This is a genomic window from Neobacillus niacini, from assembly GCF_036961885.1.
Classification (GTDB): domain Bacteria; phylum Bacillota; class Bacilli; order Bacillales; family Cytobacillaceae; genus Neobacillus; species Neobacillus niacini_H.
Window position 1 is genome coordinate 136,117 of record NZ_JBALNQ010000023.1, and the last position, 24,395, is coordinate 160,511.

The 24,395-nt window shown below is 37.9% G+C and carries 30 protein-coding genes and 1 pseudogene; 19 read left to right on the plus strand and 12 right to left on the minus strand.

Annotation, left to right across the window (positions count from 1 at the left end; genetic code table 11):
- Nucleotides 1–36 precede the first annotated feature (36 nt).
- Nucleotides 37–1,104, plus strand: a complete 1,068-nt coding sequence (locus tag V7124_RS11400) for an Ldh family oxidoreductase (protein ID WP_335412397.1) — start codon at nucleotides 37–39, stop codon at nucleotides 1,102–1,104.
- 43 nt (nucleotides 1,105–1,147) lie between these two features.
- Here the strand turns inward: V7124_RS11400 and V7124_RS11405 are convergent, their stop codons facing one another.
- Nucleotides 1,148–1,843 (minus strand): FadR/GntR family transcriptional regulator, encoded by a 696-nt coding sequence (locus V7124_RS11405; protein WP_335489068.1) that lies wholly within the window; start codon nucleotides 1,841–1,843, stop codon nucleotides 1,148–1,150.
- Nucleotides 1,844–2,351: 508 nt separating this feature from the next.
- Between V7124_RS11405 and V7124_RS11410 the strand changes: the two genes are divergently transcribed.
- From V7124_RS11410 to V7124_RS11420, 3 genes are read left to right on the plus strand one after another with little or no spacing between them, the layout of a single operon-like run.
- A complete protein-coding gene (locus V7124_RS11410; protein WP_335412392.1) occupies nucleotides 2,352–3,353 on the plus strand; it encodes a TRAP transporter substrate-binding protein in 1,002 nt (333 codons plus the stop codon).
- A gap of 19 nt (nucleotides 3,354–3,372) precedes the next feature.
- Nucleotides 3,373–3,954, plus strand: coding sequence for a TRAP transporter small permease (locus V7124_RS11415; RefSeq protein ID WP_335412389.1), 582 nt, complete (start codon nucleotides 3,373–3,375; stop codon nucleotides 3,952–3,954).
- A gap of 13 nt (nucleotides 3,955–3,967) precedes the next feature.
- The gene (locus V7124_RS11420; protein WP_335412387.1) at nucleotides 3,968–5,242 is read left to right on the plus strand and encodes a TRAP transporter large permease; all 1,275 of its coding nucleotides are present in this window, start codon (nucleotides 3,968–3,970) and stop codon (nucleotides 5,240–5,242) included.
- A 132-nt stretch (nucleotides 5,243–5,374) separates the two neighbouring features.
- Here the strand turns inward: V7124_RS11420 and V7124_RS11425 are convergent, their stop codons facing one another.
- Entirely contained in the window at nucleotides 5,375–5,716 is a 342-nt protein-coding gene (locus tag V7124_RS11425) for a YqzG/YhdC family protein (RefSeq protein ID WP_335489071.1), read from the minus strand.
- A gap of 148 nt (nucleotides 5,717–5,864) precedes the next feature.
- Entirely contained in the window at nucleotides 5,865–6,512 is a 648-nt protein-coding gene (gene trhA, locus V7124_RS11430) for a PAQR family membrane homeostasis protein TrhA (protein WP_335412382.1), read from the minus strand.
- Between the two features lie 133 nt (nucleotides 6,513–6,645).
- Between trhA and V7124_RS11435 the strand changes: the two genes are divergently transcribed.
- Nucleotides 6,646–7,236: a DUF1836 domain-containing protein gene (locus tag V7124_RS11435; protein WP_335412380.1), complete on the plus strand. Its 591-nt coding sequence runs from the start codon at nucleotides 6,646–6,648 to the stop codon at nucleotides 7,234–7,236.
- Nucleotides 7,237–7,541: 305 nt separating this feature from the next.
- Here V7124_RS11435 and V7124_RS11440 read toward each other — a convergent pair whose 3' ends face one another.
- Nucleotides 7,542–9,116, minus strand: a complete 1,575-nt coding sequence (locus V7124_RS11440) for a glycosyl hydrolase family 28-related protein (protein WP_335489074.1) — start codon at nucleotides 9,114–9,116, stop codon at nucleotides 7,542–7,544.
- Between the two features lie 166 nt (nucleotides 9,117–9,282).
- Here V7124_RS11440 and V7124_RS11445 point away from each other — a divergent pair, with 166 nt between their 5' ends.
- The gene (locus tag V7124_RS11445; protein WP_335489077.1) at nucleotides 9,283–10,179 is read left to right on the plus strand and encodes a hypothetical protein; all 897 of its coding nucleotides are present in this window, start codon (nucleotides 9,283–9,285) and stop codon (nucleotides 10,177–10,179) included.
- Between the two features lie 55 nt (nucleotides 10,180–10,234).
- Here V7124_RS11445 and V7124_RS11450 read toward each other — a convergent pair whose 3' ends face one another.
- The gene (locus V7124_RS11450; RefSeq protein WP_335412374.1) at nucleotides 10,235–10,981 is read right to left on the minus strand and encodes an RDD family protein; all 747 of its coding nucleotides are present in this window, start codon (nucleotides 10,979–10,981) and stop codon (nucleotides 10,235–10,237) included.
- Between the two features lie 127 nt (nucleotides 10,982–11,108).
- On the opposite strand from V7124_RS11450, the gene V7124_RS11455 reads away from it, so the two are divergent.
- From V7124_RS11455 to V7124_RS11485, 7 genes are all read left to right on the plus strand, one after another.
- Entirely contained in the window at nucleotides 11,109–11,411 is a 303-nt protein-coding gene (locus tag V7124_RS11455; RefSeq protein WP_335412372.1) for a DUF3892 domain-containing protein, read from the plus strand.
- A gap of 117 nt (nucleotides 11,412–11,528) precedes the next feature.
- A complete protein-coding gene (locus V7124_RS11460; RefSeq protein ID WP_335412370.1) occupies nucleotides 11,529–11,918 on the plus strand; it encodes a cupredoxin domain-containing protein in 390 nt (129 codons plus the stop codon).
- A gap of 232 nt (nucleotides 11,919–12,150) precedes the next feature.
- Nucleotides 12,151–12,384 carry a hypothetical protein gene (locus V7124_RS11465; protein WP_335489080.1) on the plus strand — a complete coding sequence of 78 codons (234 nt, stop codon included), beginning with the start codon at nucleotides 12,151–12,153 and terminating at the stop codon, nucleotides 12,382–12,384.
- Nucleotides 12,359–12,715, plus strand: a complete 357-nt coding sequence (locus V7124_RS11470) for a DUF2085 domain-containing protein (protein ID WP_335489083.1) — start codon at nucleotides 12,359–12,361, stop codon at nucleotides 12,713–12,715. Before V7124_RS11465 ends, V7124_RS11470 begins: the two co-directional genes overlap by 26 nt.
- A gap of 266 nt (nucleotides 12,716–12,981) precedes the next feature.
- Entirely contained in the window at nucleotides 12,982–13,410 is a 429-nt protein-coding gene (locus V7124_RS11475; protein ID WP_335489086.1) for an HIT family protein, read from the plus strand.
- A 20-nt stretch (nucleotides 13,411–13,430) separates the two neighbouring features.
- Nucleotides 13,431–14,060, plus strand: a complete 630-nt coding sequence (locus tag V7124_RS11480; protein WP_335489090.1) for a histidine phosphatase family protein — start codon at nucleotides 13,431–13,433, stop codon at nucleotides 14,058–14,060.
- 33 nt (nucleotides 14,061–14,093) lie between these two features.
- Nucleotides 14,094–14,810 (plus strand): nucleotidyltransferase domain-containing protein, encoded by a 717-nt coding sequence (locus V7124_RS11485; protein WP_335489094.1) that lies wholly within the window; start codon nucleotides 14,094–14,096, stop codon nucleotides 14,808–14,810.
- Between the two features lie 9 nt (nucleotides 14,811–14,819).
- Here V7124_RS11485 and V7124_RS11490 read toward each other — a convergent pair whose 3' ends face one another.
- Nucleotides 14,820–15,380 (minus strand): maltose acetyltransferase domain-containing protein, encoded by a 561-nt coding sequence (locus tag V7124_RS11490; protein ID WP_335489097.1) that lies wholly within the window; start codon nucleotides 15,378–15,380, stop codon nucleotides 14,820–14,822.
- Between the two features lie 254 nt (nucleotides 15,381–15,634).
- Here V7124_RS11490 and V7124_RS11495 point away from each other — a divergent pair, with 254 nt between their 5' ends.
- From V7124_RS11495 to V7124_RS11510, 4 genes and pseudogenes are all read left to right on the plus strand, one after another.
- Complete coding sequence (locus tag V7124_RS11495) at nucleotides 15,635–16,045, plus strand: GNAT family N-acetyltransferase (RefSeq protein ID WP_335489100.1); 411 nt, start codon at nucleotides 15,635–15,637, stop codon at nucleotides 16,043–16,045.
- A gap of 12 nt (nucleotides 16,046–16,057) precedes the next feature.
- Nucleotides 16,058–16,483, plus strand: a pseudogene (locus tag V7124_RS11500) (histidine phosphatase family protein); the annotation flags it as partial.
- A 108-nt stretch (nucleotides 16,484–16,591) separates the two neighbouring features.
- The gene (locus V7124_RS11505; protein ID WP_335489150.1) at nucleotides 16,592–17,122 is read left to right on the plus strand and encodes a GNAT family N-acetyltransferase; all 531 of its coding nucleotides are present in this window, start codon (nucleotides 16,592–16,594) and stop codon (nucleotides 17,120–17,122) included.
- Between the two features lie 30 nt (nucleotides 17,123–17,152).
- Nucleotides 17,153–17,539, plus strand: a complete 387-nt coding sequence (locus tag V7124_RS11510; RefSeq protein ID WP_335489102.1) for an iron chaperone — start codon at nucleotides 17,153–17,155, stop codon at nucleotides 17,537–17,539.
- Between the two features lie 180 nt (nucleotides 17,540–17,719).
- Here the strand turns inward: V7124_RS11510 and V7124_RS11515 are convergent, their stop codons facing one another.
- The gene (locus tag V7124_RS11515; RefSeq protein WP_335489105.1) at nucleotides 17,720–19,090 is read right to left on the minus strand and encodes an MFS transporter; all 1,371 of its coding nucleotides are present in this window, start codon (nucleotides 19,088–19,090) and stop codon (nucleotides 17,720–17,722) included.
- A gap of 124 nt (nucleotides 19,091–19,214) precedes the next feature.
- Here V7124_RS11515 and V7124_RS11520 point away from each other — a divergent pair, with 124 nt between their 5' ends.
- On the plus strand, nucleotides 19,215–19,826 hold the full coding sequence (locus V7124_RS11520; RefSeq protein ID WP_335489108.1) for a hypothetical protein: 612 nt from the start codon (nucleotides 19,215–19,217) through the stop codon (nucleotides 19,824–19,826).
- A gap of 85 nt (nucleotides 19,827–19,911) precedes the next feature.
- Here the strand turns inward: V7124_RS11520 and V7124_RS11525 are convergent, their stop codons facing one another.
- On the minus strand, nucleotides 19,912–20,046 hold the full coding sequence (locus V7124_RS11525) for a hypothetical protein (protein ID WP_335412347.1): 135 nt from the start codon (nucleotides 20,044–20,046) through the stop codon (nucleotides 19,912–19,914).
- A 46-nt stretch (nucleotides 20,047–20,092) separates the two neighbouring features.
- The gene (locus V7124_RS11530; protein ID WP_335412345.1) at nucleotides 20,093–20,350 is read right to left on the minus strand and encodes a hypothetical protein; all 258 of its coding nucleotides are present in this window, start codon (nucleotides 20,348–20,350) and stop codon (nucleotides 20,093–20,095) included.
- Nucleotides 20,351–20,776: 426 nt separating this feature from the next.
- On the opposite strand from V7124_RS11530, the gene V7124_RS11535 reads away from it, so the two are divergent.
- Entirely contained in the window at nucleotides 20,777–21,103 is a 327-nt protein-coding gene (locus V7124_RS11535; protein WP_335412343.1) for a YnfA family protein, read from the plus strand.
- A 31-nt stretch (nucleotides 21,104–21,134) separates the two neighbouring features.
- Here V7124_RS11535 and leuD read toward each other — a convergent pair whose 3' ends face one another.
- The 3 genes from leuD to leuB form a co-directional block, all read right to left on the minus strand.
- Complete coding sequence (gene leuD, locus V7124_RS11540; RefSeq protein WP_335489111.1) at nucleotides 21,135–21,719, minus strand: 3-isopropylmalate dehydratase small subunit; 585 nt, start codon at nucleotides 21,717–21,719, stop codon at nucleotides 21,135–21,137.
- Nucleotides 21,719–23,137 carry a 3-isopropylmalate dehydratase large subunit gene (leuC, locus tag V7124_RS11545; protein ID WP_335412339.1) on the minus strand — a complete coding sequence of 473 codons (1,419 nt, stop codon included), beginning with the start codon at nucleotides 23,135–23,137 and terminating at the stop codon, nucleotides 21,719–21,721. Before leuC ends, leuD begins: the two co-directional genes overlap by 1 nt.
- A gap of 114 nt (nucleotides 23,138–23,251) precedes the next feature.
- Nucleotides 23,252–24,358: a 3-isopropylmalate dehydrogenase gene (leuB, locus tag V7124_RS11550; RefSeq protein WP_335412337.1), complete on the minus strand. Its 1,107-nt coding sequence runs from the start codon at nucleotides 24,356–24,358 to the stop codon at nucleotides 23,252–23,254.
- Nucleotides 24,359–24,395 lie beyond the last annotated feature (37 nt).

The window sequence follows — 24,395 nt, forward strand, 5'->3', positions numbered from 1 at the left end:
GCTTTTTAAAATAATTTTATGATGAGGAGTTTAAGAATGGGAACCTACAGTGAAGCTGATCTTAAGCGATTTTGTGAAAATGTACTAATCAAAGTGGGAATGAGTCATGAGAATGCCTCTGTGGCTGCTGATTCTTTAGTCAAAGCGAACCTGGAAGGGGTTGACAGCCACGGAATCAGCCGTCTTCCCATTTATGTAAAGCGCTTCAATGATCGTCGGATAAATGTGAATCCCGACATCAAAATGACGGAGCAAACCGCTTCTGTTTTACTTGTTGATGGGAATAATGGTCTTGGTCATGTTGTCAGTTATCAAGCAATCGTAAAAGGAATAGAAATGGCTAAACAGAGTGGGATAACGGCCATTGCAATTAAAAATAGCAATCATTTTGGGACTGCTTCTTATTTTTGCCAGCTGGCATGTGAACAAAATCTCGCTTGTATCGGATTCACCAATTCTCCCCCGGGAATTGCTCCTTGGGGCGGGAAACATGCCTTTTTCGGAACGAATCCCATCGCATTTGGTTTTCCTACCGGGAACAATCAGCCAGTGATTATTGATTTATCCACTAGCATTGCCGCCAGAGGGAAAATTATTTTAGCAGCGAAGCAGGGAAAATCGATTCCTGATGGATGGGCGATTGATGAAGACGGCCTCCCAACAAATGATGCGGAAGCGGCACTAAGAGGTTCTGTGCTGCCGTTAGGTGGAGCGAAGGGATCAGCTTTAGCTTTAGCCGTTGAAATCTTAACCGGTATCCTTTCCGGAGCCGCTTTTGGACCCCATGTGAAAAATCTTTATCATGAAGCCGAAACCGAGGGCGCAAATGTGGGGCATTTCTTCATCTTGCTGGACATCGAAAAGTTTATGAACTTATCTACCTTTTTTACCTCGCTTGAACATCTTTTAATAGAGATGAAGGAAATCCCAAAGGTGCCGGGAACGGATGAAATCAGATATCCAGGGGAAAGAAGAAAAAGGGACAGGGAGCGGCGGCAAGTGGAAGGAATTGAATTAACGTCTAGTGTAGAATCGGAACTAACTTGTATAGGCGATGATTATAACGTCCCATTTCCAAAACCGATATCAGTAGAAAAAATATAAAAGGAAAAGGCTGTTCTCTATCAATGCAGAACAGCCTTCTTCATTAATCGGTTATAGCATTTTCTGTAATCGAACGCTCAACGCTTTCCAAGTGTTCCTTCATACAATGCTGTGCTAAATCTGGATTCTTTTGTTTAATTGCCTGTAAAATCTTGGTGTGTTCTTGGACGGATTGTAAGGCACGACCAGGAATTTGAATCGTTTTATTCCGTGATTCCGACAATAAATCGATTAAATAATTCATGATCCTGATTAGGACTACATTGTTTGAGTTATTCGCTAAAGTGATATGAAATTTATGGTCTAATTCCGCTAGACGAATATAATCCACCTTTCCTTTAACCATTTCATTTGCTTCATTCACAATTTGTTCCAATTCAATCCATTGTTCTTCATCCGAATTTTCAATTGCCCACTTTACTGTCCATTCCTCGAGGATTTTTCGGACTGAGAAAAAATCCTTGATCTGTTCAGTTGAAACAAAAAATGCTTCCGTCATCTTTTGAATTTGATGTTCCGGCGACGCAACAAATACTCCTGTACCATGCTTCACTTGTAAGTATCCGTATGCTTCGAGGATTTTATAGGCTTCCCTTACCGTATTTCTGCTCACGGAAAGCTCCATCCCCATCTCTCTTTCCCCTGGGATCCGTTCGCCTACCTCGTATTCTCCTGCATGAATCTTTTTCTTAATACTGTCTGCAACCTGTTCAGAAATTCCTTTTCTATTAAATTCCATTTGGACCTTAACCTCCTCTGTCAAAATTTAATGACCGCTTCTCTTTTTTTAAAAATAGTAAATTTATCCTAGTGGCTCAACCTTTATTTAAACATTACGTAAATAGCTTGTAAATGAGTGATATCAATAAAGGAGATATAAATTTTTATGTTATAGTAATCGATACAATGCTTCGTTGTTTATAGCAGAAATACGACTTCTTTGTAAAAAGAAGGCATAAATTTATATGGAAAATGTCATCTATTCGTAGTCTTGCTAAGGCGGTAATTGGTTAGGTGACCCAACCAATTTACTTTATTAAACCATTTTTACTGTGACTATGCAATAAATTTATTTAATTGAACAAAAAATGTTTGATTTTTTTGAAAATTGAAATATAATTAATTTAATGGTTGGGTGACCGAACCATAAAGGGAGGAGGAGTACATATTAGCTTGAGCTTCAACATGTGTCTAGGCTGTTTTGTGGAAATTGAAAAGGCTTACAATAATGGCAGGGAGGTTAGGAAATGAAAAAAGGGTCTGTCTTCATTCTAATAGTTTTAACCTGTTTACTAATGATTAGTGGCTGTTCCAGTGAAACGAATAGTGAGAAAACCGATGCAGAGTATGTTTTAAGGCTTGGACATTTACAGACAGAAACTCATCCTTATCATAAAGGAGCTTTAAAATTTAAAGAGCTTGTGGAGGAAAATTCAAAAGGTAGAATGCGAATTGATATTTTCCCAAGCAGCCAGTTAGGAAACGGGCGGGATCAGATTGAGGGGGCTCAAATAGGCTCGATACATTTTCACATCGGTTCTGTTGCTCCAGTTACCAACTTTGCTCCGCAGTTTAATGTTCTGAATCTGCCTTATTTATTTGAAAGCCGTGAGCATGCATTCAAGGTTCTCGATGGGGAAATCGGCAAGGAGCTCGGAGTCGATTTGGCGAATAGAGGGCTAATGAATTTAGGTTTTATGGAAAACGGCTGGAGACATATGACAAATAATGTAAGGCAGATAAAAACGGTTGAAGATGCAGCTAGTATGAAAATTAGGGTTCAGGAATCACCACCCTATATTTCCTTTGTTAAAGCCCTAAAATCTACTCCTGTACCAGTACCGTTCGGAGAACTTTATACGGCGCTTGAGCAGAATGTGGTAGATGGGCAAGAAAACCCACTTGCACAGATTTACCTAAACAAATTTAATGAAGTTCAAAAGTATCTGTCGTTAACCCATCATAACTATGATGCAGCTGTTTTTATCATGAGTAAAACAACCTTTGACACGCTGCCAAAAGACCTTCAAAAAGTGATAGCAGAGGCCTCTAAAGAAGCGATTCAATTTGAAAGAAAAACCGCTTTAGAGGATGAGGAAAAGCTGCTAGAAGATCTGCGGAAAACAGATATTCAAATAGAAGAAAACCCTGATTTCGACTCCTTTAGGGAAGCTGTGAAACCAGTGTACAAAGAATTCGAAGATTCCATTGGAAAAGATCTGCTGGAAGAAATAGATAGCTTAAAATAAGCGTGTGGGGGTGCTATTAATGAAAGAGTTTATGACGAAAATGAGTAAAAAGATTAATAAAGCTAGTCAAATGCTCTTGATTTTATTTTTCATTATTGCTTTCGTGTCTACAGTTTATCAAGTTTTTTCCAGGTTCGTTTTACAAAGCTCTGTCATGCAAAATATGCTCCCGATGGTTGACTTTTCCGTATTTAATTTAAGCTGGATTGAAGAGCTGATCCGCTATTTGTTTGTTTGGATTGTTTTTTTAGGAATCGGAATAGTCTACAAGAGCAAAGAACACGCTCAGGTGGAAATTTTGCTTCATTATTTTTCTGAAAATTGGAAAAGTAAACTGCAAGTCCTCATCGAAGTCATTAACTCTGCTGTCTTTCTATTTTTAATTGTGTATGGCTGGAGTATCTTAAAATTTACCAGCCAGCAACTATCCCCTTCAATGGGACTAAATATGACATTGATTTATGGAGCAGTATTCGTCTGTTCGCTCATCTGCCTCATCCATTCTATTGTTAATATCCTTGGTTTGGTATTTGAAAAAGAAAAAAGTGCTGAGATGGTTCAAGCAAGCATGGAAAAAGAGAATCCCCATTTGGGATCATGAAGGAGGAATATGAATGACGGTATCAGTTATTATCCTGGTTGTCCTATTTTTATTAATGTTTCTTGGTGTCCCGATTGCGATTTCGTTAATCTTAGCATCTATTTCCGGCTTTTTGACCAGCATCTACTATATCCCATTAGAAGTCGTTCCTCAAAGACTCATAACCTCTGTAGATTCTTTTCCGCTTCTGGCCATTCCATTTTTTATGTTAACGGGTGAATTCATGATGTCCGGTAGTATGGGACAAAGGATTGCGGGATTTGCTTTTGCGGCTGTCGGCTGGGTACGTGCTGGTTTAGCCCAGGTTTCGACGTTAACAAGTATGTTTTTCGCTGGTATTTCGGGATCGGGAGCAGCTGATACGGCCGCTGTTGGGAAGATGATGATCCCCATGATGGAAAAAAAGGGGTATGATAAAGGATTTGCCGCTGCAACGGTAGCAAGTGCCGGAACCATCGCTGTTGTCATTCCACCTTCGATTCCTATGATTGTTTATGGAGTAACCGCTGGAGTATCGATTGGGGACTTGTTTACAGCCGGGATTGTGCCTGGAATCTTAATTGGTATATCCATTATGATATTAAATTATTGGCTGACAAAGAAGAATAACTATTCTCAAGAGAACACAAAGTTTGAATTCGCTACTTTTAAAAGGACCTTTTGGGAAGGTATATTGGCTTTGATTCTTCCATTAATTATCATATTCGGGATCCGGGGAGGGATTTTTACACCGACGGAAGCTGGTGCAGTAGCGGCCGCGTATGCTTTTATTATCAATAAATTTGTCTACAAGGATATGAATTGGAAGGATGTACCTGAGGCATTTATTAAAGCAGGAAAAATGACGGCGATGGTGGTGTTTATTATTGCTGCCGCTAACCTATTTGGCTGGCTTCTAACCGCTGAACAAATCCCGCAGATGCTTGTTAAGCTTGTAACAGGATTCTCTGACAATCGTTATCTAATCTTACTTATGTTTACGGTCATATTCTTTATCGCTGGATGCTTCTTAAACGCATCTGCTGCAATTACCATATTAACACCACTATTGTTGCCAATTGCTCTAACTGCAGGAATTGATCCTGTCTTTTTTGGCCTAATCATGGTCGTCAATCTTTCAATCGGGTTAATCACACCGCCAGTTGGATTAGACCTCTTTGTGGTAAAAGGAATCGCCGACGTTTCCTATGATAGACTGATTCGATCGGTTTTACCATTTATCGCCGTCATGGTCGTTGACCTATTAATCATTACGTACTTCCCGGCAATATCAATGTTTTGGGTGTAAAGTGTAGTGAATATTGTGGTTCGTTATAAGGGGTAGTCCTTCTATTTTAATAGGAGGCCCTTTTTTTTGTTGTTCTGTTTTCACACAAGGGAGAGTATCTGGACTTATTTCATCTTCGCGTGTTTCAAACTACTATCTCGGTGTCTCTTTTAAGGTGATGTTAATGATTTTTTCGGTTTCATTATTAAATTCAATATTTACAAAAACGCCGAATTCCTTTTGTGTGCCTTTTAACCATAATTTAAATTTTTCTGTTGATGTATGTTGTCCAATTACCTTTCCAATATGGAGATAATCGACGACTCGAGCATTCGGATACTTTTTTTGCGTTTCTTTAACAGCCAGTTGCCCCCACTTAGCATAAGGGGGTATAGGCTTTTGCTGTGCATATGCGGTATCGTGTAAAGTTCTGGGATATGAAGGACTTGAGAAGACAGTTAAAGTTGCACATATAAAAATCAAAAGGATTCTCATGGACTCCAGCTCCTTTGCTTTTTATTATTATGCAGGTTCAAGTTATTCCTTATGTATTTTTATTAAAAATGGAAAATGCCTCTGTCGTCACAGGAGGCATTTTCTATTTTATATAAGGCAGTCATTGAAACGTTTGTAGAAAAGAGTCTTAGATAACAAAAAAGAACACACATAAAAAGTGAGACAAGCTGCCAAGCATAATAAAAATGTGGAAAATCTCATGAAAGCCCATGTATTTCGATTGAAGAAATTTTGGTTTAGCCCCGTAAATGACTCCACCAATTGTATAAAATATGCCGCCAAGTACTAATAAGAATAAGCCTGTAGGTTCTAAACTTCCTGCTAAAGGAGAGAAGACAAACACAATCATCCAGCCCATAACAAGATACAGTGCTGTTGAAATCCAGCGTGGACAATTAAACCAGACCATCTTAAAAACAACTCCGCTTAACGCTACTGCAGCAATTATGGAAAATAAAATATTTCCTGTTGTTCCATTCAAACTGATAAAGCAAAAAGGTGTGTAAGTACCTGCGATTAATATAAATATCATCGAATGGTCCAGGCGTCTTAAGAATGCAATGACGTGATCTCTTGCTATTACCATATGATAGGTGGCGGATGCAGAATAAAGGAGGATCATACTAATCCCAAAAATGATGACCGCTGTAATGGCCATTTTAGACGAGGTGGTGCTTGACACTTTAATTACCATTGCTAGAAGTCCAACAAATGATAAGAGTGCTCCTGTTAAATGTGTGAGTCCATTAATTGGTTCACGAATATAATTGCTCAATCCAATAACCCTCCCAATGCAACATGTAGTTTTAATAACTACTTATAATCATACTAACAAAATATAATCTAGTCAATGATAAATTGTTACGATATAATGTTTTATATACACGACTAGGAACGGGGTTAATTTAATGGAAAAGATCCACGCAATTATTAATGAGCTTGGGCTGGAATCCAATCTTAAACTGAATGACATACCAGATATTGATTTATATATGGACCAGGTTATTCAGCTATTTGAGAGCAAATTTGCTGACTCAAAGCGAAATGAAGAAGAAAAAGTTCTTACGAAGACAATGATTAATAACTACGCAAAAGGGAAGCTAATTTTTCCAATAAAAAATAAGAAATACTCCAAAGAGCATTTGATTTTGATGAGCTTAATTTATCAGCTAAAGGGATCTCTCTCCATTAACGATATTCAGATAACACTTGATGGGATTAATAAGAGGATCATCAAAGAGGATATCGAGTTAGATTCTTTTTACACGAGTTACTTAACTCTTTCTAAAAAGAATGTAGCGGATTTCAATAAGGATATCGATGAGAGGGTTAAGGATGTTATGGATGAAGTTACAAAAATGGAGGATAGGCATTCACCTTACTTAGAGCAGGTATTAATGATTTCTTCACTTGTTCATATGAGTAATTTATATCGAAAAGTCGCTGAAAAGCTAGTCGATGAAATCGTGGTTGAAAAGGAAGAAAAGCGTCATAGATGATTACCTAAATGGATCCTTTGAAGTTCCTCACTTATCGGTTTGAGGATCAGGTTAAACACCTGAGCTGAGAAATAGACGGAAGAATTCCGGGTAAGTCGTAATTTTCATTAAAAAAGGCTTAAATAGACGGAGAGATTCCGCCTATTGACTCGAAAAAGTCAAAAATGGGAGATTTTGCTTTGCTTAAGCGGAAAACCTCCCCTTATTTTTCCTCGAAACGAGCTCCATTCTAAAATTACGCGGAAAACCTCCGCTTATTTTACACTTGCTGATTATTTGAGGACACGACAACTTATTTAAAAGATTTACTTCTTTGACGCTTTTTCCTCTACTATTACCTTTTTAACCAAAATATCCTTAACACCGGCACCTATATCAATTGCTTTTGTAGCAGAATCACGAACCTCAACGTTACTGATAGTCACAGAATCAGCCTTGTTACTTCCTCCATAAATTTTAATACCTACACCAGCACTTTTAAAATTCTTGATAGAAATGTTGTTTAGAATAACATTCCTTGCACGATACTGAATCGCAATGACGGGGTTGTCCTGATAGTTATATTCCGGGTCACCAATCAAAGAAAAGTGATTAATAACGACATTTTTATAAGCAGAAACAACCAAGCCACGTGGAGTGGAATATTGATAAAGATTTGTAAAAATAGGTGCAATCGCTGCAAGATTAATCGCAACAATATTGTAGGCAGTTTTCGATTCGGGGTCCGTACTTTTGTGATGACCAATATGGCGGAAATTATATGACCTGTTATCGTTTACTGAAATATGCCCAACAATTTTTACATTAGAGGCTGCAGAGGAATTTTGATGAGCCTTTATTTCGACTCCCCCAAAGCATCTTGTAGTCGAATTATTAACAAGGAGGACATTAGATGACCCGTCATCCACTTCAATTCCATTTGAATTTGAAAAACCTCTATTGTGGGCCCGGCCGCTTGGGTCACACATATGAGAGCGAGAAATAAAAATGTAATCACTATGATGGGTAGTAATCCCGTCATCTCCAAATCCATATCCATTAAGATTATCAAGCCAAACATACTTGCTGCCGCCTTTGGCACGATATCCGTCCCCGCCATAATTGTACAATGTAGAGGAAATATCAAAGCAATGGAGTCCAGGGTTAATACCTTCTACATCTTTTACCCAGCCATAGGTAACATTCGCATAGGTTAAACAGCTTGAATAATTACCCCAAGTACTTGTCTTTTCTGCGTTTCCGAGCCTTTCGACATTCCAGTCTAAACTCAGTCCTTGCACCAAAACATGATGATTACCTCTCCAATGGTTGGTGTTGGTAATTAATCTTGTTCCTTTTGGAGCGTCATCATGAAGTTTAATGGTTGTTTTCCATTTTCCTGCCCCTACTAGATAGGTCCAAGATGGTAGACAAATTCCTTTTGTAAAAAATACACCTTCCGGAACAATTACTTTTACTCGGCCGTTACCGATTGCTTTTTTAAATGCAACTGTATTGTCCGTTATTCCATCTCCAATCCCGCCATAATCTTCAATATTTACCTCTTTCGTTATGGAATGGAGTAAGTGCTCGTACTCCTCATCCAATATCGTTTTCCATTCAGGAACCACGTTTCCTTCAGAATCCACATGTGTTTGTGTCGGCTCTACTATTTGTGTAGGTTTAGCAAAAAGGCGAAATAACTCTTCATTGATTTTTTGAGATAATGTTAGCGGGCTGGGGCTATTACTGGGTTGCGGAACAGGAACCTTTTCCACACATTGTTGAAAAAGCCTATCTGTTTCAGAGAGTACCTGTTTATAATTTAGTTGATTTCCTGTAATTTGTGAGAGGAGTTGTGCATTTTTTCGAGGGTCATGGTATTTATCTAAAAACAGCATCCGTTCACACTCCAATGGAAAAATAATATGATTTGATTATCTCTTATTTAGAGTGAAAATTCTAGTAAATTCGTAAATTCTGAACCTTTTGTGAACAAGAAGGCAGAAGCATTAATGTATAGAACTATATATATAAATAATAAATTCTGAAAGGAGGATTTCAATCATGAAGTACAAAAGGACCATAAGCCTACTAGTCTTAGTCATTGCCTTATTGTCAATCATTGCTACTACTAACGCCATTTTCTCGAATCAAGGTCAAGGTGAATTTGAATACAAATCAATATTTGGAGAGACTATTTCTATCTATGGTAAGGGGCTTTATCAGCATGAATCGGTATCAATGGCTGCTCAAGCACTCGCCCAGGATTATGTTACGCTGCTTTTAGGAGTTCCATTGCTATTATTATCATTTTATTTTTATAGAAAAGGCCTGCTTAAAGGTAGCCTACTCCTAACGGGAACATTAGGATATTTCCTATACACCTATGCCTCTTACTCATTTCTTTCCATGTATAATTCCATGTTTCTCGTCTATGTTGCCCTCATGTCAGCCAGCTTCTTTGCCTTTACCCTTATGATGATGCAATATGATGTTGACCAATTACCATTATATTTTTCGGAAAAACTTCCGGTGAAATTTTTAGGTGGTTTCTTATTATTTGTTTCGTTTGTGTTTGGAATGATGTGGACAGGGAAACTAGGTTTTCCACTCTTAAACAACACGCCACCTGCGGATCTGCAGCACTATACAACTTTTGTCATTCAGGCACTAGATCTTGGGTTTGTCATTCCAGTCGGTTTGCTTGCCGGTGTTTTGCTGATTTTGAGAAACCCATTTGGTTATTTGCTGGCTCCTGTGATCATCATAAAGGAAATAACTTTGCTGACAGCATTGACCGCAATGGTTTTTCTTCAAATGAAAGCTGGAGTGGAGATTGGTTATTTGCTAGTTTGGAGTGTTATTCTTTTTAATCTCTTAGTTATTTTTTGTATGATTTTAGTATTGGTAAACATAGAAGAGACCTTAACGGTAAATCGCCATGACCTGACATTACATTAACAATCGAAAAAGAAGCTGGTTATCGTTGACCTAAACAACAATAACCAGCTTCTTTTTATATAAAAACCCCTGCCGCCAACATCCCAACAGGAATGCAGGAGGCAATACAAAGCCTGGAAATACTTACTTTTCCATATAAGATAACTGTACCAATTTTATGATCCCAAGCAGACATTCCATGCCCTTTTAAGTCACGATAGGAGAAAAAGAAGCAAATAAAGGTAAGAATCGGGATCCCAAAACCCATACCTAAAACATTAACAAAAAAACTTCGCTTAAAGGCAGTAATAAAATGGATTTTCTCTCCATCCACGCTTTTAATCTTTGTATTTAAGAAAGCCCTTCCAATAGTATTGCCAAAAATAGCAATGATTGCTGGTTCAGCTATGATCCATAAAATTAAACAAAGAATAAATACATAAAAGTTGGAAGTTTCTGCTATGAAAGTTGGTGAAAAAATGGATAGTAAAGTGATAATAAAAAGGGAAAATAAGGATAGGTCTAAAAATCTTGCTAAGTAGCGAACATAGGGCCTTCCATTTGGATAGGTAGCCTCTTCATATTCTGCATTAGTTTTGAATTTATCTGGGAGGAGATGGATGCGTGTAGATTCGAAAATAGAATCAGAAAATAGTTCGAGACTTTTGGCCATTTGCCAGCTGTTCATTGATTTATTCCAGACATAGGTATCACCAGATAGGACTCTTTGTTCGATTAACTTTTTTAATTCAAACAAGCATACTGGACCCTGCTGCTGAGAATCTTTAATAAAAAACCAAACATTTTTATCACTTAATTCCATGTGATCGCCCCCAATCAGGTAAATTATACCACAATAGGTAATCGTCTTTTTTTGTCCGTTTTGTGTAATTTGCATATTCGTTTACAATTATCCACAAAATACTAACATACGTTCGGAGGTGGTTAAAATAGTAGATAAGAATTTCGAAAAAGTCTATGAAGAATACAAGCAGCAAGCTCAGATTGAGGTTGGTCAAAGCAACCAAGATGGAAAAGAAGAAATTGTGGCTGTGAGGAAGAACGATGATGGGGACATCATCGCTTTCAAAACAAGTTCTGGACGGGAGTTGGATTACATCACCGCCCTTACAGAAGCGAAATCTGGTCAGATCGCTCATATAGATGTTTTCCATAAATACGGCAGAGACATCATTCGCAGTGAACCAGATGGTATTAAAGAAAACAACCTTGATCAGCTACCTGAATTTTAATATAGCTAAGAGAGCTGAGCAAAAAACTAACTGTCTCAGTTTCCTATTGCTATTAAACCTTTTGATAATAATTAATGAATTGGTGAAAACTAATTTTTAGGAAAGGAGGGATTGCAAATGTCTGTGAAAAAGTGGTTAACAGGATTGGTCATTTTGATTACAATGGTTGTGGTTGTAACAACTTCAGGCTCACTCGGCGTATTTGCCGAATCCCGTGTTGCAACACAGCCTATGGAAATGGCGAAAGCGATTGAGGTCCAGTTGAACGATAATTACTTTAATCCAAAGGTCATCACTATTCCAAATGGAAGAACGACAACGTTGATATTGAAAAACGTTGGTAAGAGGAAACACACCTTCACAGTGAAGGATCTTAGAATTGACGCAGAAGTCCAGCCGGGAAAAGAAATAAGCATTACAGTGAAACCGGAAAAGCCTGGTACATATGAATTGATATGTCGATACCATTTCAATGAAGGAATGGCTGGAAAGGTAATAGTCAATTAAAAAAGCAGGGCCAAAGGGCCTTGCTTTTTTAATTAACAACGGTAATTCATTTATTACCAAAACAAAATGGTCTTTGCCTAAAAACTGGAATATAATTAAAATTATACTTCTTAGGGGGGGCAAAGCTTTAATCGCATCTATTTTTCTACTAATTGTAGGATAATTAAAGTTAAAGAATCAGAGATTAAAAGAATGAAAAGGTGAACTTATGTTTTTTCTATTGCTTACAGGAATGATTATTGCATTTGTAGTTGGTACAACGCTGCTGGTTAATGGTGAAATCTTATTTGGTTCGATTGCAGCCGGCATAGGTATTCTTTTGCTACTGTTTGTTTTATTTTTTTACGGAAAGAAGAAGTACCGAAAAAAAAAGAAATATGATTGTACGCCAGACTGTTTAGATTTTGATTGTGGACCAGACTGTGATGGGAGACCAGATTGTGACTGTAGCCCAGATTGTAACTAGGTTGAAGTCAATCGTTTATCTTGTCCCGTGCCATCGGATGAAGTCTAGAAGTATCACCCTAAAAGGCTACACGCTGCCGATTTGCGCTAGATGTACAGGAATTTTAGCAGGCTATTTATTTTTTCCATTGTTATTGCTCCTGAATTTGAATGTTCCATTCTGGCTGGGGGTACTATTAAACCTGCCCATGGTGATTGATGGCTGGACACAAAAACGGAAATTCCGGATGAGCAATAATTCATTACGATTATCAACAGGAATCGTGAGTGGCTTGGGTCAGAGTATGATTATCGTTAGTGCGAGTCAAAGTATTATTTCTATTTTGTTGTAATAAAAGTACACTTTTATCCGTTTCAAACTTGTCCTATAAAGCATTAAATAGTATAGGACGAAGGAAAAAGTAAAAACTCTTTTTCCTATTTGGAAGGGAGTGTGCATGATGCTTGATTCATTGGTTGAATTTTTAAAACAGCTACTTACACTGATTTATCAATTCATTTTATTCATCTTAGAAATATTTCAAAATTTATTATAAGGGTCGGGAGTAACGGCCTTTTTTTGGTATTTAAAGATTACCAGAAGTAAAGGAGTGTTTGAATGGAATGCTTAGGATGTAATCTGGCTAATAAAAGTCTACCAGTGCATGTGGTTTTCGAAGATGATTTTGTTTGCTGTTTCTTGGATCATGAACCATTCAACGAGGGTCATGTGTTAATTTTGACGAAGAAACATATTTATGACCACGATGAACTAGATGAAGATACTGCGCATTCAATCATGAAGGCGTCTATCCTTTTATCCAAAGCAATAAAAAAACTATTTAATCCTGATGGCATCACCATATGCCAAAATGGCGGAATCTTTAATGAATTAACACATTACCATTTGCATTTAGTGCCAAGATATAAAAATCAATCATTTGCTACTTTTTATTCCAATGAAGAAGATGAATACATAGAAGAAGAAACGAAATTAATTCAGACAAAAAACAACCTAAGAAAAGCCATTAGTGAGTTACTGTTTTAACTAATTAAAAGAGGGCAGGGATGTTTGTGATCATACTATACATAACAAGGCACGGTGAAACAGAGTGGAACCGGGAAAAAAGATTGCAAGGCTGGTTGGATTCGAATCTAACAGATAATGGAGTAATAAATGCTGTATCTTTAGGTGAACGACTGAAGAAAACTGAGTTAGCAGCGATATTTTCAAGTCCAAGTGGAAGGACCATGGCCACCACTAATTTGATACGTGGGGATAGAGATATTCCAATCATTTTCGATGAAAATCTAAGAGAGATTAATATGGGCGACTGGGAAGGGAATACTCATTCATCCGTCAAAGAAAGGTATCCAAAAGAATATGATGCCTTCTGGAATGCTCCACATTTATTTTTGCGAGATGGGGCAGAGTCATTTGAACAAACAAGGGAAAGAGTTATACAGGTGATAAATCGTATAAAAAGAGATTATCAATCTGGGAATATATTAATTGTAACCCATGCAGTGGTAATTAAATGTTTTTATTCTTTTTTTAAGAATACTTCTATTGAAACTTTATGGGATCCGCCTTTTATTCATGACACAAGTCTTACAGTGGTAGAAATGGCTGAAACCGGATTTAAAATAGTGTTGGAAGGAGATATCTCTCATCGGGAGCCTGTTAAAATAAAATAATTTAACTACTAACTACAGTAGAGGTGATGGAGAATGAGCGAAATTCATAAGGCAGAACCATTCGAAGCTGCACTGCAATTTATCCATACAAGTTTTCCGAATTGTGATGGAGCCTTGTTAGCAGGAAGTGTGGTTCGAGGGGAAGCTACAGAAACATCTGACCTAGATATTGTTGTATTTGATCAGACTGTAAAATCGTCCTATCGAGAGTCTTTAATAGACTTTGGTTGGAATATTGAAGTCTTTGTACATAATTTAATCTCTTATAAGGAATTTTTTATCAATGACTGCGTAAGAGCGAGACCTTCATTACCGAGAATGGTTTCTGAAGGAGTTGTCTTGAAAGACTTTGAGAGAATGGAATCTATAAAACAGGAGGCAAAAGCCTTATTAGATAAGGGCCCAGCGGAGTGGACCCATGAAATGATAAAAATAAAACGATACTTTATTACAGATGCCTTAGATGATTTTGTAGGATGTACGAATAGGGCAGAAGAAATATTTATTGCGAACACGCTTGCTGAATTGGTAAGTGAATTTGTTTTGAGAACCAATCGTAAATGGATTGGGACCTCAAAATGGTTAGTGCGGTCATTAAAACTCTATGACGAAACGTTTGCAGAACATTTCATCGATGTTTTCGATACTTTTTATCAAACAGGTGATAAAAGTAAAATTATTAATTTGGTAGACAATATCTTGCAAGCCCATGGAGGGCGGCTATTTGCCGGTTTTTCCTTAGGAAAATGATGAATAAATTTAGATTTCAACTTTTTTAATAATCTTTGCCGGGTTCCCACCAACGACAACATTATCTGGGACATCTTTCGTTACGATTGCACCGGAAGCGATCACGACATTGTTACCAATTTTTACTCCAGGATTTATTACCGCTCTCCCGCCTATCCAGACGTTGTGACCGATCTGTACAGGAATTCCATATTCGGCGCCTGATATTCTTTCCGTTGGATTTAGAGGGTGTGTCGCTGTATAGATATGTACACCTGGAGCAATAAAACAGTTATCACCGATTCTGATTTCACAAACATCCAAAAAAACACAATCAAAATTAGCATAGAAATTCTCGCCAACATGGATGTTGTAACCATAATCACAGCGGAATGTTGGCTCTATGTATAGACTCTTTCCAGTAGAACCGAACAGTTCTTTTAAAAGTTCTGTCCTTTTTTCTTCGTCCGTTTCAAGGGTTTGATTGTATAACCTAGTTTGTCTTCTAGCATTTATTCGCTCTTCAAGTAATTGTGGGTCTGCTGCCAGATAAAGCTCACCAGCAATCATTTTTTCTTTTTCAGTTTTCATTTTTAAACTCCTCGTTTAATAGATATTAAAAACGATTGTATCATAAAGACACACAAACTTTCAGAGGTTCCGATCTTTAATGAAGATCCCCAAAACAAAAGTCCAAATAGGTTAGGCAATTCTTATTTTTAGAAGGATTAAAAGGAGAAAATGCTGAATAGTAACACGAGGGGAGTATGATGAATCCGATAAAAAAGATGGCAATACTGACATTACCGATATAAATGATAACCAATTTAACGAGGTGCTATCCAATGAATCTAAACCTGCAAAATATACATATTCGTCAATATCAAGAAAGTGACTTTACTAGAATACAAGAGTTAAACCAAGAAGAAGGCTGGAATAACTTAGTGGAAAAGAACGAAGATACGATGGAGGCGTGGAAAAATTCAAATGTAACTTTCGTTGTTGAGGTCGAAGGTGGGGAAATAGGGGGGTATATTAGAGGTCTTACCGACACGCGTATCACGCTATATATTTGTGAATTATTAATAGATAAGAAGTATCGAGGATTAGGTCTTGGGAAAGAGTTACTTCACCACATCCACGGTCTTTATCCCAAAACTAGAATGGAATTACTCGCCTCTAGTACCTCACATACTTTTTATGAAGGTCAGGACTATCGCCCATTTTATGGATTCAGAAAGACATTTGAAGAATAGGAGAGAAGTACAATGAAGAACATTTATCTGATTAGGCATTGCGAGGCTGAAGGGCAGCCGGCGGAAGCACCTCTAACTGACAAAGGTCTAAAACAAGCCATCTCTTTATCTGAATTCTTTAGAGGAATTCCGATTGATCGTATTATTTCAAGTCCATATAAGCGTGCTATACAATCAATCGAGCCCCTTGCGATAGCAAACAACTTGGAGATTGAAACAAACGAACTATTAACAGAACGTGTACTTAGCAATCAAAACCTTTCCGATTGGCTTGAAAAACTAAGAGACACCTTTGATGATCTTGAATTGAAGTTCGAAGGCGGGGAGTCGAGTACTGAAGCAACGAAACGAATTGTAACAGTAATTGAGGAAGTTTTGAACGGTGAAGCTCAAAGTACCATCATTGTTACACATGGTAATTTACTATCATTACTCTTAAATCACTATAATCAACAATTCGGATTTGAAGATTGGAAAGTTTTATGCAATCCAGATGTGTTTCTTTTGAAAAAAGAGAACGATACAGTTCTATATGAAAGAGTGTTAATGGAATCAAGCCAACATTTATCTTTGACAAAACCAACGGTAGATTTAAAAGAAGAATATCTCTCATTCTATGAAGAATGGTTAGAAAGCCAAGAGAGTATGGTACCTTGGGTTATTAAAAAAGACCCAGCAAACTTTGCGGCAATGGTCCAATTTTTAAATGACAGTGAGCAAGGCATTAATCTTCCTAAAGGGTGGGTTCCGGATTCGACATTTTGGTTAATAAACCAAGATAAGAGAATACTTGGTGTAGTGAAGATTAGACATCAATTAACGGAGTTTTTATTAAATAGTGGCGGACATATTGGTTATGGTATTCGTCCTTCAGAGAGAAGGAAGGGTTATGCGACCAAATTATTGTCTCTATCACTTGAAAAAGCTAAAGAATTAGGAATTAAAAAAGCACTTGTGGTATGTGATGAAGATAATACTGGTTCCTTTAAAACGATTATTAATAACGGAGGTATTCCAGATTCAGATTTTATCGAAGCAGATGGGAACATTATAAAAAGATTTTGGATAGACTTATAAAAGATAAATTAGGTTAAAAAGGGAGCAACCATGGAAGCAAATAAAACAATTAATTCAATCGACGAGTACATAGTCCAATTTCCAATTGAAGTTCAAGAAATATTACAGAAGATAAGGAGTGTAATAAAAGAGTCGGCACCAGAAGCAGTGGAAAAGATAAGTTATCAAATGCCGACTTTTTATTTACATGGAAATCTAGTGCATTTTGCGGCCAATAAAAATCACATTGGATTTTATCCGACTCCTAGTGGGATTGCGACTTTTGAACAGGAGTTATCAGAATATAAAAGTTCCAAAGGGGCAGTCCAGTTTCCGAAAAATAAGCCGATTCCATATGGAATCATTAGTGAAATTGTGAAATTTAGAGTCGCTGAAAATGAGAAGAAGGCAGAAGCGAAAAGTAAAAAGATTAAATAGAGGAGAATATCAACAGGTCTTGAAATTGTATTCCATTTGGATTAGGAGAGTGTAGCAACATTGAGCCAAGTGGATAACTGATTAGCGAATCCTTAAGCTGTTTTTTTGGAGTACCTCCAGCTATTAAAACAAAAAAAGCAATGCGAATTCACCCTGAATTCGCATTGCCTTTATAATTAGCTATGGAGTATTTGTTGCGGATTTGTCTTTTGTTATGAACAGTATTCCTGGCAGTAAAATAACAGATACAACGATTAAAATGATAGTTATCCAATTTTGGTTGGTATCATTGACTCCTGTTACAAACATCACACCAAATATGCTAGAAGCAAGGATATTACCTATGAACCTTGATGTCATAAATAGACCTGAAGCGGTTCCACTTTCCGATACAGAAACAAATGAATAAAGCAGCGTTTGTAAACCTATGTTTAGAAACCCATTACTCAATCCGATGACTGATAACACAATAAATATCCAGTAAAGTGGAGAGTTATGATTGACTGTCAGTAATAGGACAACACCAGCTATTCCTATCAATACCCCTGTTAGTAAAGGAATTCTATATCCTGACTTTTCAATCCAACGCGTCGCTAGTGGTGTAATAATAATGGCAAAAACGGAAATAGAGAGCATAATGATACCCGTTTGTTTGGAGCTAAGCATTAATACAGACTGTAAATAAATCGGCATTGAAAGCAGCAGGGAAAAAAATATCACGGTTGAAAAAATATATTGAATATACACTGATGAAATATTGGGGTTTTTCTTTAAGAAAATAACATTGATAAAAGGTTCTTCTTTCTTTTTTTCAAAGAAGTAAAATAAAAAGGTCAACGCGAAAGAACCAATTAATGCCCATAAATTTATACCACTTTCTAGTGTTTGGAAAAAATACATCCAAAAAGAGATTAAAAGACCAAACAAAATTATCCCAATGCCATCCCACTTGAAAATTTTGTTTGTAATCTTTTCATCTTTCGGAATAGAAAGAGCAGCCAAAATGGCAGAAATAATGATAATTGGAAAATTAACATAAAAGATAACATGCCAGCCGCCCTGTTGAATTAACAGCCCACTGATTGTCGGTCCAAATGCTGCCGAGGTGGTAGCAAATACCGATAGTGTACCGATTACTCTATTTTGATTTTTCTTTATACATGAACGAACAATACCGATCCCAGCAGGATATAGAGCGGATGTTCCGATTGCTTGTATGGTTCGCATTCCTAATAGAAACGGCATATTCGGCGATAAAGGAGCGGTAAAGGAAGAAATACCTACCAATAATAGTCCAAACAGAAAGATTTTTTTTCTTCCATAATAATCACTAAATTTACCAATAAGTGGTAGAAAAATAGCACTTACTATAAAATAGGAAGCAATCAACCATGCAATATCTTTTGATGAAAGCAAAAACTCATTTTTTATCTCTGGCAATGCAACCGTAATCATCGTTGTATTTAGTGGGTTTAATATTACGCCTAACGCAATAGCAACGATAAGAAAATTTTGATTTTTAACGAATGGAACATTTTTTGTTACAGACATCACATACAATCTCCTCTTAAAATAAGTACTATTAATCAATAGTAGCAAATAATGGTCCTTTTGAGAGATAAAGACTTTAAAAAGTTCTAACATATTAAGACATTTTTAGATGGGGGAGTTATTTATGAAGCGAATGCCTTTTGAACGACCGGCTGACCATTATGATGAACGTATTATTTCAATTGATGAGCAAATTTGTGCATTACTGAAGGAGAGAAAGGAAGTTTCGAACAATAATCCAGGATTTCCACCGACAGAACAAATCGAGGAATGGGCAAAAAAGTACGATCAGTATGAGGATGTATTGAATTCGATATTTTCTACACTACGAATGGAAGAGGAATTTAAACCTAAAGTGGAGCCGAAGAATTTTATTAAGCATTTGCAGATCCTAAAATCGGTTGAAAAAAATGCTAGGTTGTACACTGTAACTTTTATTCGTCAATTCGAGAATGCCAGCGTTGTCCAATTGAATATTGATTGGGAAGAAAAGACTGAGGATATAGATGATCAACGTCACCTGCGCCATCACCATTTTCTTAATCTAAGTTTAGGAGAGAATTATGAATGTCGACAAGACAGTGGAAGCGGTTCTGGAGGACACTTCCGACAAAATTATATAGTGTCGCCACCCATTCCAGATGACCCTTCTGGACTTAAGCTGGTTTTTAAAGAATATCATGACTTTTACAAGGGAAAACCAACCGGTCTTGAAATTGAATTCGATTTGGATTAGGGGAGTGGGAAATAATATTAAAAAGTTCTGTCCTTTATCAGCAATAGGAAGGACAGAACTTATGAAATATTCTTCCTGTTTTTTTTTAGCTTTTCTTCCCTTGGTATTTCATCTTATACTCAGCTTCGCTCATATTTGGATTCTTCCGTGGTGTACTCTTGCTTAGTGCCTTCTTCATTTCCACATTTGCATCATCATTCGTATTATATTTTCCATCCATAAAATTACCTCCTTTTGGTACCTATTATGAAACAGAACGGTGTAGTTCATTCACCAGCATCATCATCACCACCACCGCTATTCTCAACTCCATCATTTGCCCCATCAATACTATCATCGAAGTAATCATTAATTTTTCCAATCAACGACTGTTTTGGTTCCTTAATTTCATTATCAAAACTTGTTCCTAAAAAAGTAGAAATAGAGTACCTTTGAGTAGTTTGCTGTCTACTTTTTGTTAATATAAAGTAGAGTACAGTAATGGCAATGAGTAATAAGAAGAATATGAATACTAAGTTAAGCAAATAACACCACTCCTATACATGTCCATTACTTACATTATGATAGGTAAACTTTTTTAATACCGAACTGGTGTGTCAAATTAGAATTGCGGTAGTTCTCTTTGGACCGCTGGAGATTTTTTCAAGGTAAAACGGTAATCAAAAGCCAGCTCTGATGACCGCTGGAGTGATTTTCAAGGTAAAACGGTAATCAGAAGTCAGCTCTGATGACCGCTGGAGTCATTTTTTAAGTAAAACGGTAATCAGAAGTCAGCTCTGTTGACCACCGGATTGAATTTTAAGGTAAAACGGTAATCAGAAGTCAGCTCTGATGACCGCTGGGGTGATTTTTAAGGAAAACGGTAATCAGAAGTCAGCTCTGGATGACCGCTGGAGTGATTTTTAAGGTAAAACGGTAATCTGAAGTCAGTTAAAAGGGTGGCGTTCTACATGATTCAAGCAACAATATTATTTATACTTGCAGGAATTGCAGAAATAGGAGGTGGCTACCTAATTTGGCAATGGCTGCGAGAAGGGAAGCCATCCTACTGGGGACTCATTGGTGGCATAGTTTTGGCCATATACGGTGTAATTGCGACCTTTCAATCATTTCCTACATTCGGTAGAGTTTATGCTGCCTATGGGGGAGTTTTCATTGTGCTTTCACTATTTTGGGGGTGGGGCATCGATAAAAAGACTCCAGATTTATATGACTGGGTTGGTGGCGGAATATGTTTAATTGGTGTATTAGTGATGTTATTAGCACCAAGACAATAAAAAATGAGCTTGGATGTCCAAGCTCATTTTTCTATTTTTGTACAAGCTCATATTGTGAAATCTTATCTTCGTAATTTAGGGTAACGCCAATTTCGTCCCAACCGTTGAGCAACATTTCTTTAGGATATGGAGCAATATCAAATGTAAACTCCAACCCTTGATTATCGGTAACCAATTGGTCTTCTAGATTTACGGTAAGTGTGTATTCCTCGTTCTCGGCCTTGCGCATAATGCTTTGGACCTGTTCTTCACTAGCTTGAATGGTAAGGATACCATTTTTCACACAGTTATTTTTAAAAATGTCTGCGTAGCTTTGGGCAATAACCACTTTGAAACCAAAATCCTGAATCGCCCATGGGGCATGTTCACGAGAGGAGCCGCACCCAAAGTTTTCACCAGCTACTAAAATTGACGCTCCCTGATATTTTGGGTGATTCATGGAAAAGTCCTCTCGAAGATTACCATCATCATCAAAGCGCCAGTGATAGAATAAAAATTGCCCAAAACCGCTTCGCTCAATTCTTTTTAAAAATTGCTTCGGAATTATCTGGTCTGTATCAACATTACTCCGATTTAACGGACAAACGACTCCTGTATGAATACGTAGTGGTTCCATTATAGTACCTCCTGAGCAGTAAACTGTCGAACATCCACGAAACGGCCTGCAACTGCAGCAGCAGCTGCCATTTCAGGGCTGACAAGGTGAGTACGAGATCCATTTCCTTGACGGCCTTCAAAATTTCGGTTAGAAGTGGAGGCACAGCGGCCGCCTGGAGGAACAATGTCATCATTCATTGCAAGGCACATACTGCAGCCAGCTTCACGCCATTCAAAGCCTGCTTCTTTAAAAATTTGATCAATTCCTTCTTTTTCGGCAGCTAATTTTACGCTAAATGAGCCTGGAACAACAATGGCCTTCACCTTAGGATTAACCTTGTGTCCACGAACAACATCAGCCGCTCTGCGTAAATCACTTAACCGTGAATTTGTACAAGAACCGATAAAGACATGATCAATTTCTACATTTGAAATCGGTTGACCTGCTTCAAGACCCATATATTGAAGAGCACGTGAAATTTCATCTTTTTTATTCGCCTTGTCTTCATTATCCGGATTTGGAACAGAGGCGGTAATTGGGATACACATGCCTGGGTTTGTTCCCCATGTAACCTGGGGTTCAACCTCAGATGCCTCAATTTCAACCACAGCATCATATTGTGCACCTTCATCAGTGGCAAGTGCGCTCCATTTTGCTACAGCTTCTTCGAAAGCTTCACCCTTAGGAACACGTCTACGTCCCTTAAGGTATTCAAAAGTTGTTTCATCTGGAGAAATCAAGCCTGCTCGTGCACCAGCCTCAATGGACATATTACAAACGGTCATACGCTCTTCCATTGAAAGGGAGCGGATTGCTTCCCCTGTATATTCCATCACATAACCGGTTCCAAATTGGACCCCAAATTTTCCGATAATCGCTAAGATTAAATCCTTCGCCGTTACACCGGTACCAAGATTGCCATTCACCTTAACATTCATCGTTTTTGGAGGTGCTTGCCAAAGTGTTTGTGTAGCAAGGACATGTTCCACTTCACTAGTCCCAATCCCGAATGCTAGAGCACCAAAGGCACCATGTGTAGAAGTATGACTATCACCACAGACGATTGTTTTTCCGGGCTGTGTAAGACCAAGTTCTGGACCAATAACATGGACAATTCCATTGTCGGGATGCTGACGGTCTGAAAGTTCAACGCCAAATTCCTGACAGTTTTCTTTTAATGTGTCAATTTGTTTCTTTGAGACTGGATCCTTGATGACATTCCGATCACGAGTGGAAACATTGTGATCCATCGTCGCATAAGTCAAATCCGGGCGGCGCACTTTGCGTCCATTCATTCGTAATCCTTCAAATGCCTGAGGAGAGGTTACTTCATGAACAAGGTGCAAATCAATATAGAGTAAATCAGGTTTTCCTGCTTCTTGATGTACCACATGCTGCTGCCAAACTTTTTGAATAATATTTTTTGGTTTTTGCATAATGTCCTTCCTCACGTTTCTAGATTTAGTAGAGAGGGGGGAGTTCGTCCCCTAAAAAATACGATTCTTGATAAGGAGAAGCAGCTGGACTGATGAGCCCAGCTGCTAAAAAAATTACACGTAACAGCTCATGATACATTTAGACGCGTTTTGCGACTTAATATAATCGACAATTAGACGAGTCATTTCCACTGTGCCCACTTGTCTTCCTTCAGGAATATGAAGATCTGCTGTATGGAATCCACTATCTAACACAGACTGTACCGCATCTTCAATCAATTTCGCCTCATCGTTTAATTGAAAAGAGTAACGCAGCATTAACGCTGTTGATAAAATCATTGCCGTTGGATTGGCAATACCTTTACCTGCGATATCTGGTGCAGAGCCATGGACAGGTTCATATAAACCAATACCATCTTCACTTAAGCTAGCTGAAGCAAGCATTCCCAATGAGCCTGTAAGAACAGAGGCTTCATCGCTTAGAATGTCACCGAACATGTTCTCTGTAACGATAACATCGAACTTAGAAGGATTAGTAATTAATTTCATTGCAGCCGCATCCACCAATACATGTTCAACCACCACATCTGGATACTGAGCTTTTTTCTCTTCGACAATTTCGCGCCACATTTTACTGGACTCTAACACGTTTGCTTTATCAACAGAAGTAAGGTGTCCACGCCGTCCTTGTGCTGCTTGGAATCCTTTGTCTACGATTCTTTCAATCTCTTTACGCGTATAAGCAAGTGTGTCAACCACCGTTTGGCCGTTGTCACGCCGTTCACTTGGAGTACCAAAGTAAATCCCGCCAGTTAGCTCCCGAACAATCAATAAATCACTACCTGCAACAACTTCCTCTTTTAGGGGAGAAGCATGCAGTAAGTTTTTAAATCCTTTAATCGGTCGTAAGTTTGCGTATAAATCAAGGGCCTTGCGAATACCAAGTAATCCTCTTTCAGGGCGCAAATGGGAGGGGTTGTTATCCCATTTTGGGCCGCCGACTGCACCTAATAATACAGCATCTGCCTGCTTACAGGCGTCTACTGTTGTTTCCGGCAGCGGGGTGCCGTATAGGTCAATGGCTGCTCCTCCGATCTCATGGGATTCGAAGCTAAAACTATGGTTAAATTCTTCAGCAATTGCATGTAATACATCTTTTGCAGAATTAATAACTTCCTTGCCGATCCCATCACCAGGTAGTAATACAATACGTTTTTTCATTCGAAGCAACCTCCTCATCATTTTTTAAATCGCCTTA

Coding starts and splice junctions, on each gene's coding strand:
- V7124_RS11420 (WP_335412387.1), top strand. CDS start 3,968: ATGACGGTATCAGTTATTATCCTGGTTGTCCTATTTTTATTAATGTTT.
- V7124_RS11460 (WP_335412370.1), top strand. CDS start 11,529: ATGTCTGTGAAAAAGTGGTTAACAGGATTGGTCATTTTGATTACAATG.
- V7124_RS11505 (WP_335489150.1), top strand. CDS start 16,592: ATGGAATCAAGCCAACATTTATCTTTGACAAAACCAACGGTAGATTTA.
- V7124_RS11510 (WP_335489102.1), top strand. CDS start 17,153: ATGGAAGCAAATAAAACAATTAATTCAATCGACGAGTACATAGTCCAA.
- V7124_RS11475 (WP_335489086.1), top strand. CDS start 12,982: ATGGAATGCTTAGGATGTAATCTGGCTAATAAAAGTCTACCAGTGCAT.
- V7124_RS11495 (WP_335489100.1), top strand. CDS start 15,635: ATGAATCTAAACCTGCAAAATATACATATTCGTCAATATCAAGAAAGT.
- leuD (WP_335489111.1), bottom strand. CDS start 21,719: ATGGAACCACTACGTATTCATACAGGAGTCGTTTGTCCGTTAAATCGG.
- V7124_RS11515 (WP_335489105.1), bottom strand. CDS start 19,090: ATGTCTGTAACAAAAAATGTTCCATTCGTTAAAAATCAAAATTTTCTT.
- V7124_RS11525 (WP_335412347.1), bottom strand. CDS start 20,046: ATGGATGGAAAATATAATACGAATGATGATGCAAATGTGGAAATGAAG.
- V7124_RS11490 (WP_335489097.1), bottom strand. CDS start 15,380: ATGAAAACTGAAAAAGAAAAAATGATTGCTGGTGAGCTTTATCTGGCA.
- V7124_RS11480 (WP_335489090.1), top strand. CDS start 13,431: ATGTTTGTGATCATACTATACATAACAAGGCACGGTGAAACAGAGTGG.
- V7124_RS11520 (WP_335489108.1), top strand. CDS start 19,215: ATGAAGCGAATGCCTTTTGAACGACCGGCTGACCATTATGATGAACGT.
- V7124_RS11485 (WP_335489094.1), top strand. CDS start 14,094: ATGAGCGAAATTCATAAGGCAGAACCATTCGAAGCTGCACTGCAATTT.
- V7124_RS11535 (WP_335412343.1), top strand. CDS start 20,777: ATGATTCAAGCAACAATATTATTTATACTTGCAGGAATTGCAGAAATA.
- V7124_RS11450 (WP_335412374.1), bottom strand. CDS start 10,981: ATGGAATTAAGTGATAAAAATGTTTGGTTTTTTATTAAAGATTCTCAG.
- leuC (WP_335412339.1), bottom strand. CDS start 23,137: ATGCAAAAACCAAAAAATATTATTCAAAAAGTTTGGCAGCAGCATGTG.
- V7124_RS11400 (WP_335412397.1), top strand. CDS start 37: ATGGGAACCTACAGTGAAGCTGATCTTAAGCGATTTTGTGAAAATGTA.
- V7124_RS11410 (WP_335412392.1), top strand. CDS start 2,352: ATGAAAAAAGGGTCTGTCTTCATTCTAATAGTTTTAACCTGTTTACTA.
- V7124_RS11445 (WP_335489077.1), top strand. CDS start 9,283: ATGAAGTACAAAAGGACCATAAGCCTACTAGTCTTAGTCATTGCCTTA.
- V7124_RS11440 (WP_335489074.1), bottom strand. CDS start 9,116: ATGCTGTTTTTAGATAAATACCATGACCCTCGAAAAAATGCACAACTC.
- V7124_RS11465 (WP_335489080.1), top strand. CDS start 12,151: ATGATTATTGCATTTGTAGTTGGTACAACGCTGCTGGTTAATGGTGAA.
- V7124_RS11415 (WP_335412389.1), top strand. CDS start 3,373: ATGAAAGAGTTTATGACGAAAATGAGTAAAAAGATTAATAAAGCTAGT.
- V7124_RS11425 (WP_335489071.1), bottom strand. CDS start 5,716: ATGAGAATCCTTTTGATTTTTATATGTGCAACTTTAACTGTCTTCTCA.
- V7124_RS11405 (WP_335489068.1), bottom strand. CDS start 1,843: ATGGAATTTAATAGAAAAGGAATTTCTGAACAGGTTGCAGACAGTATT.
- V7124_RS11435 (WP_335412380.1), top strand. CDS start 6,646: ATGGAAAAGATCCACGCAATTATTAATGAGCTTGGGCTGGAATCCAAT.
- leuB (WP_335412337.1), bottom strand. CDS start 24,358: ATGAAAAAACGTATTGTATTACTACCTGGTGATGGGATCGGCAAGGAA.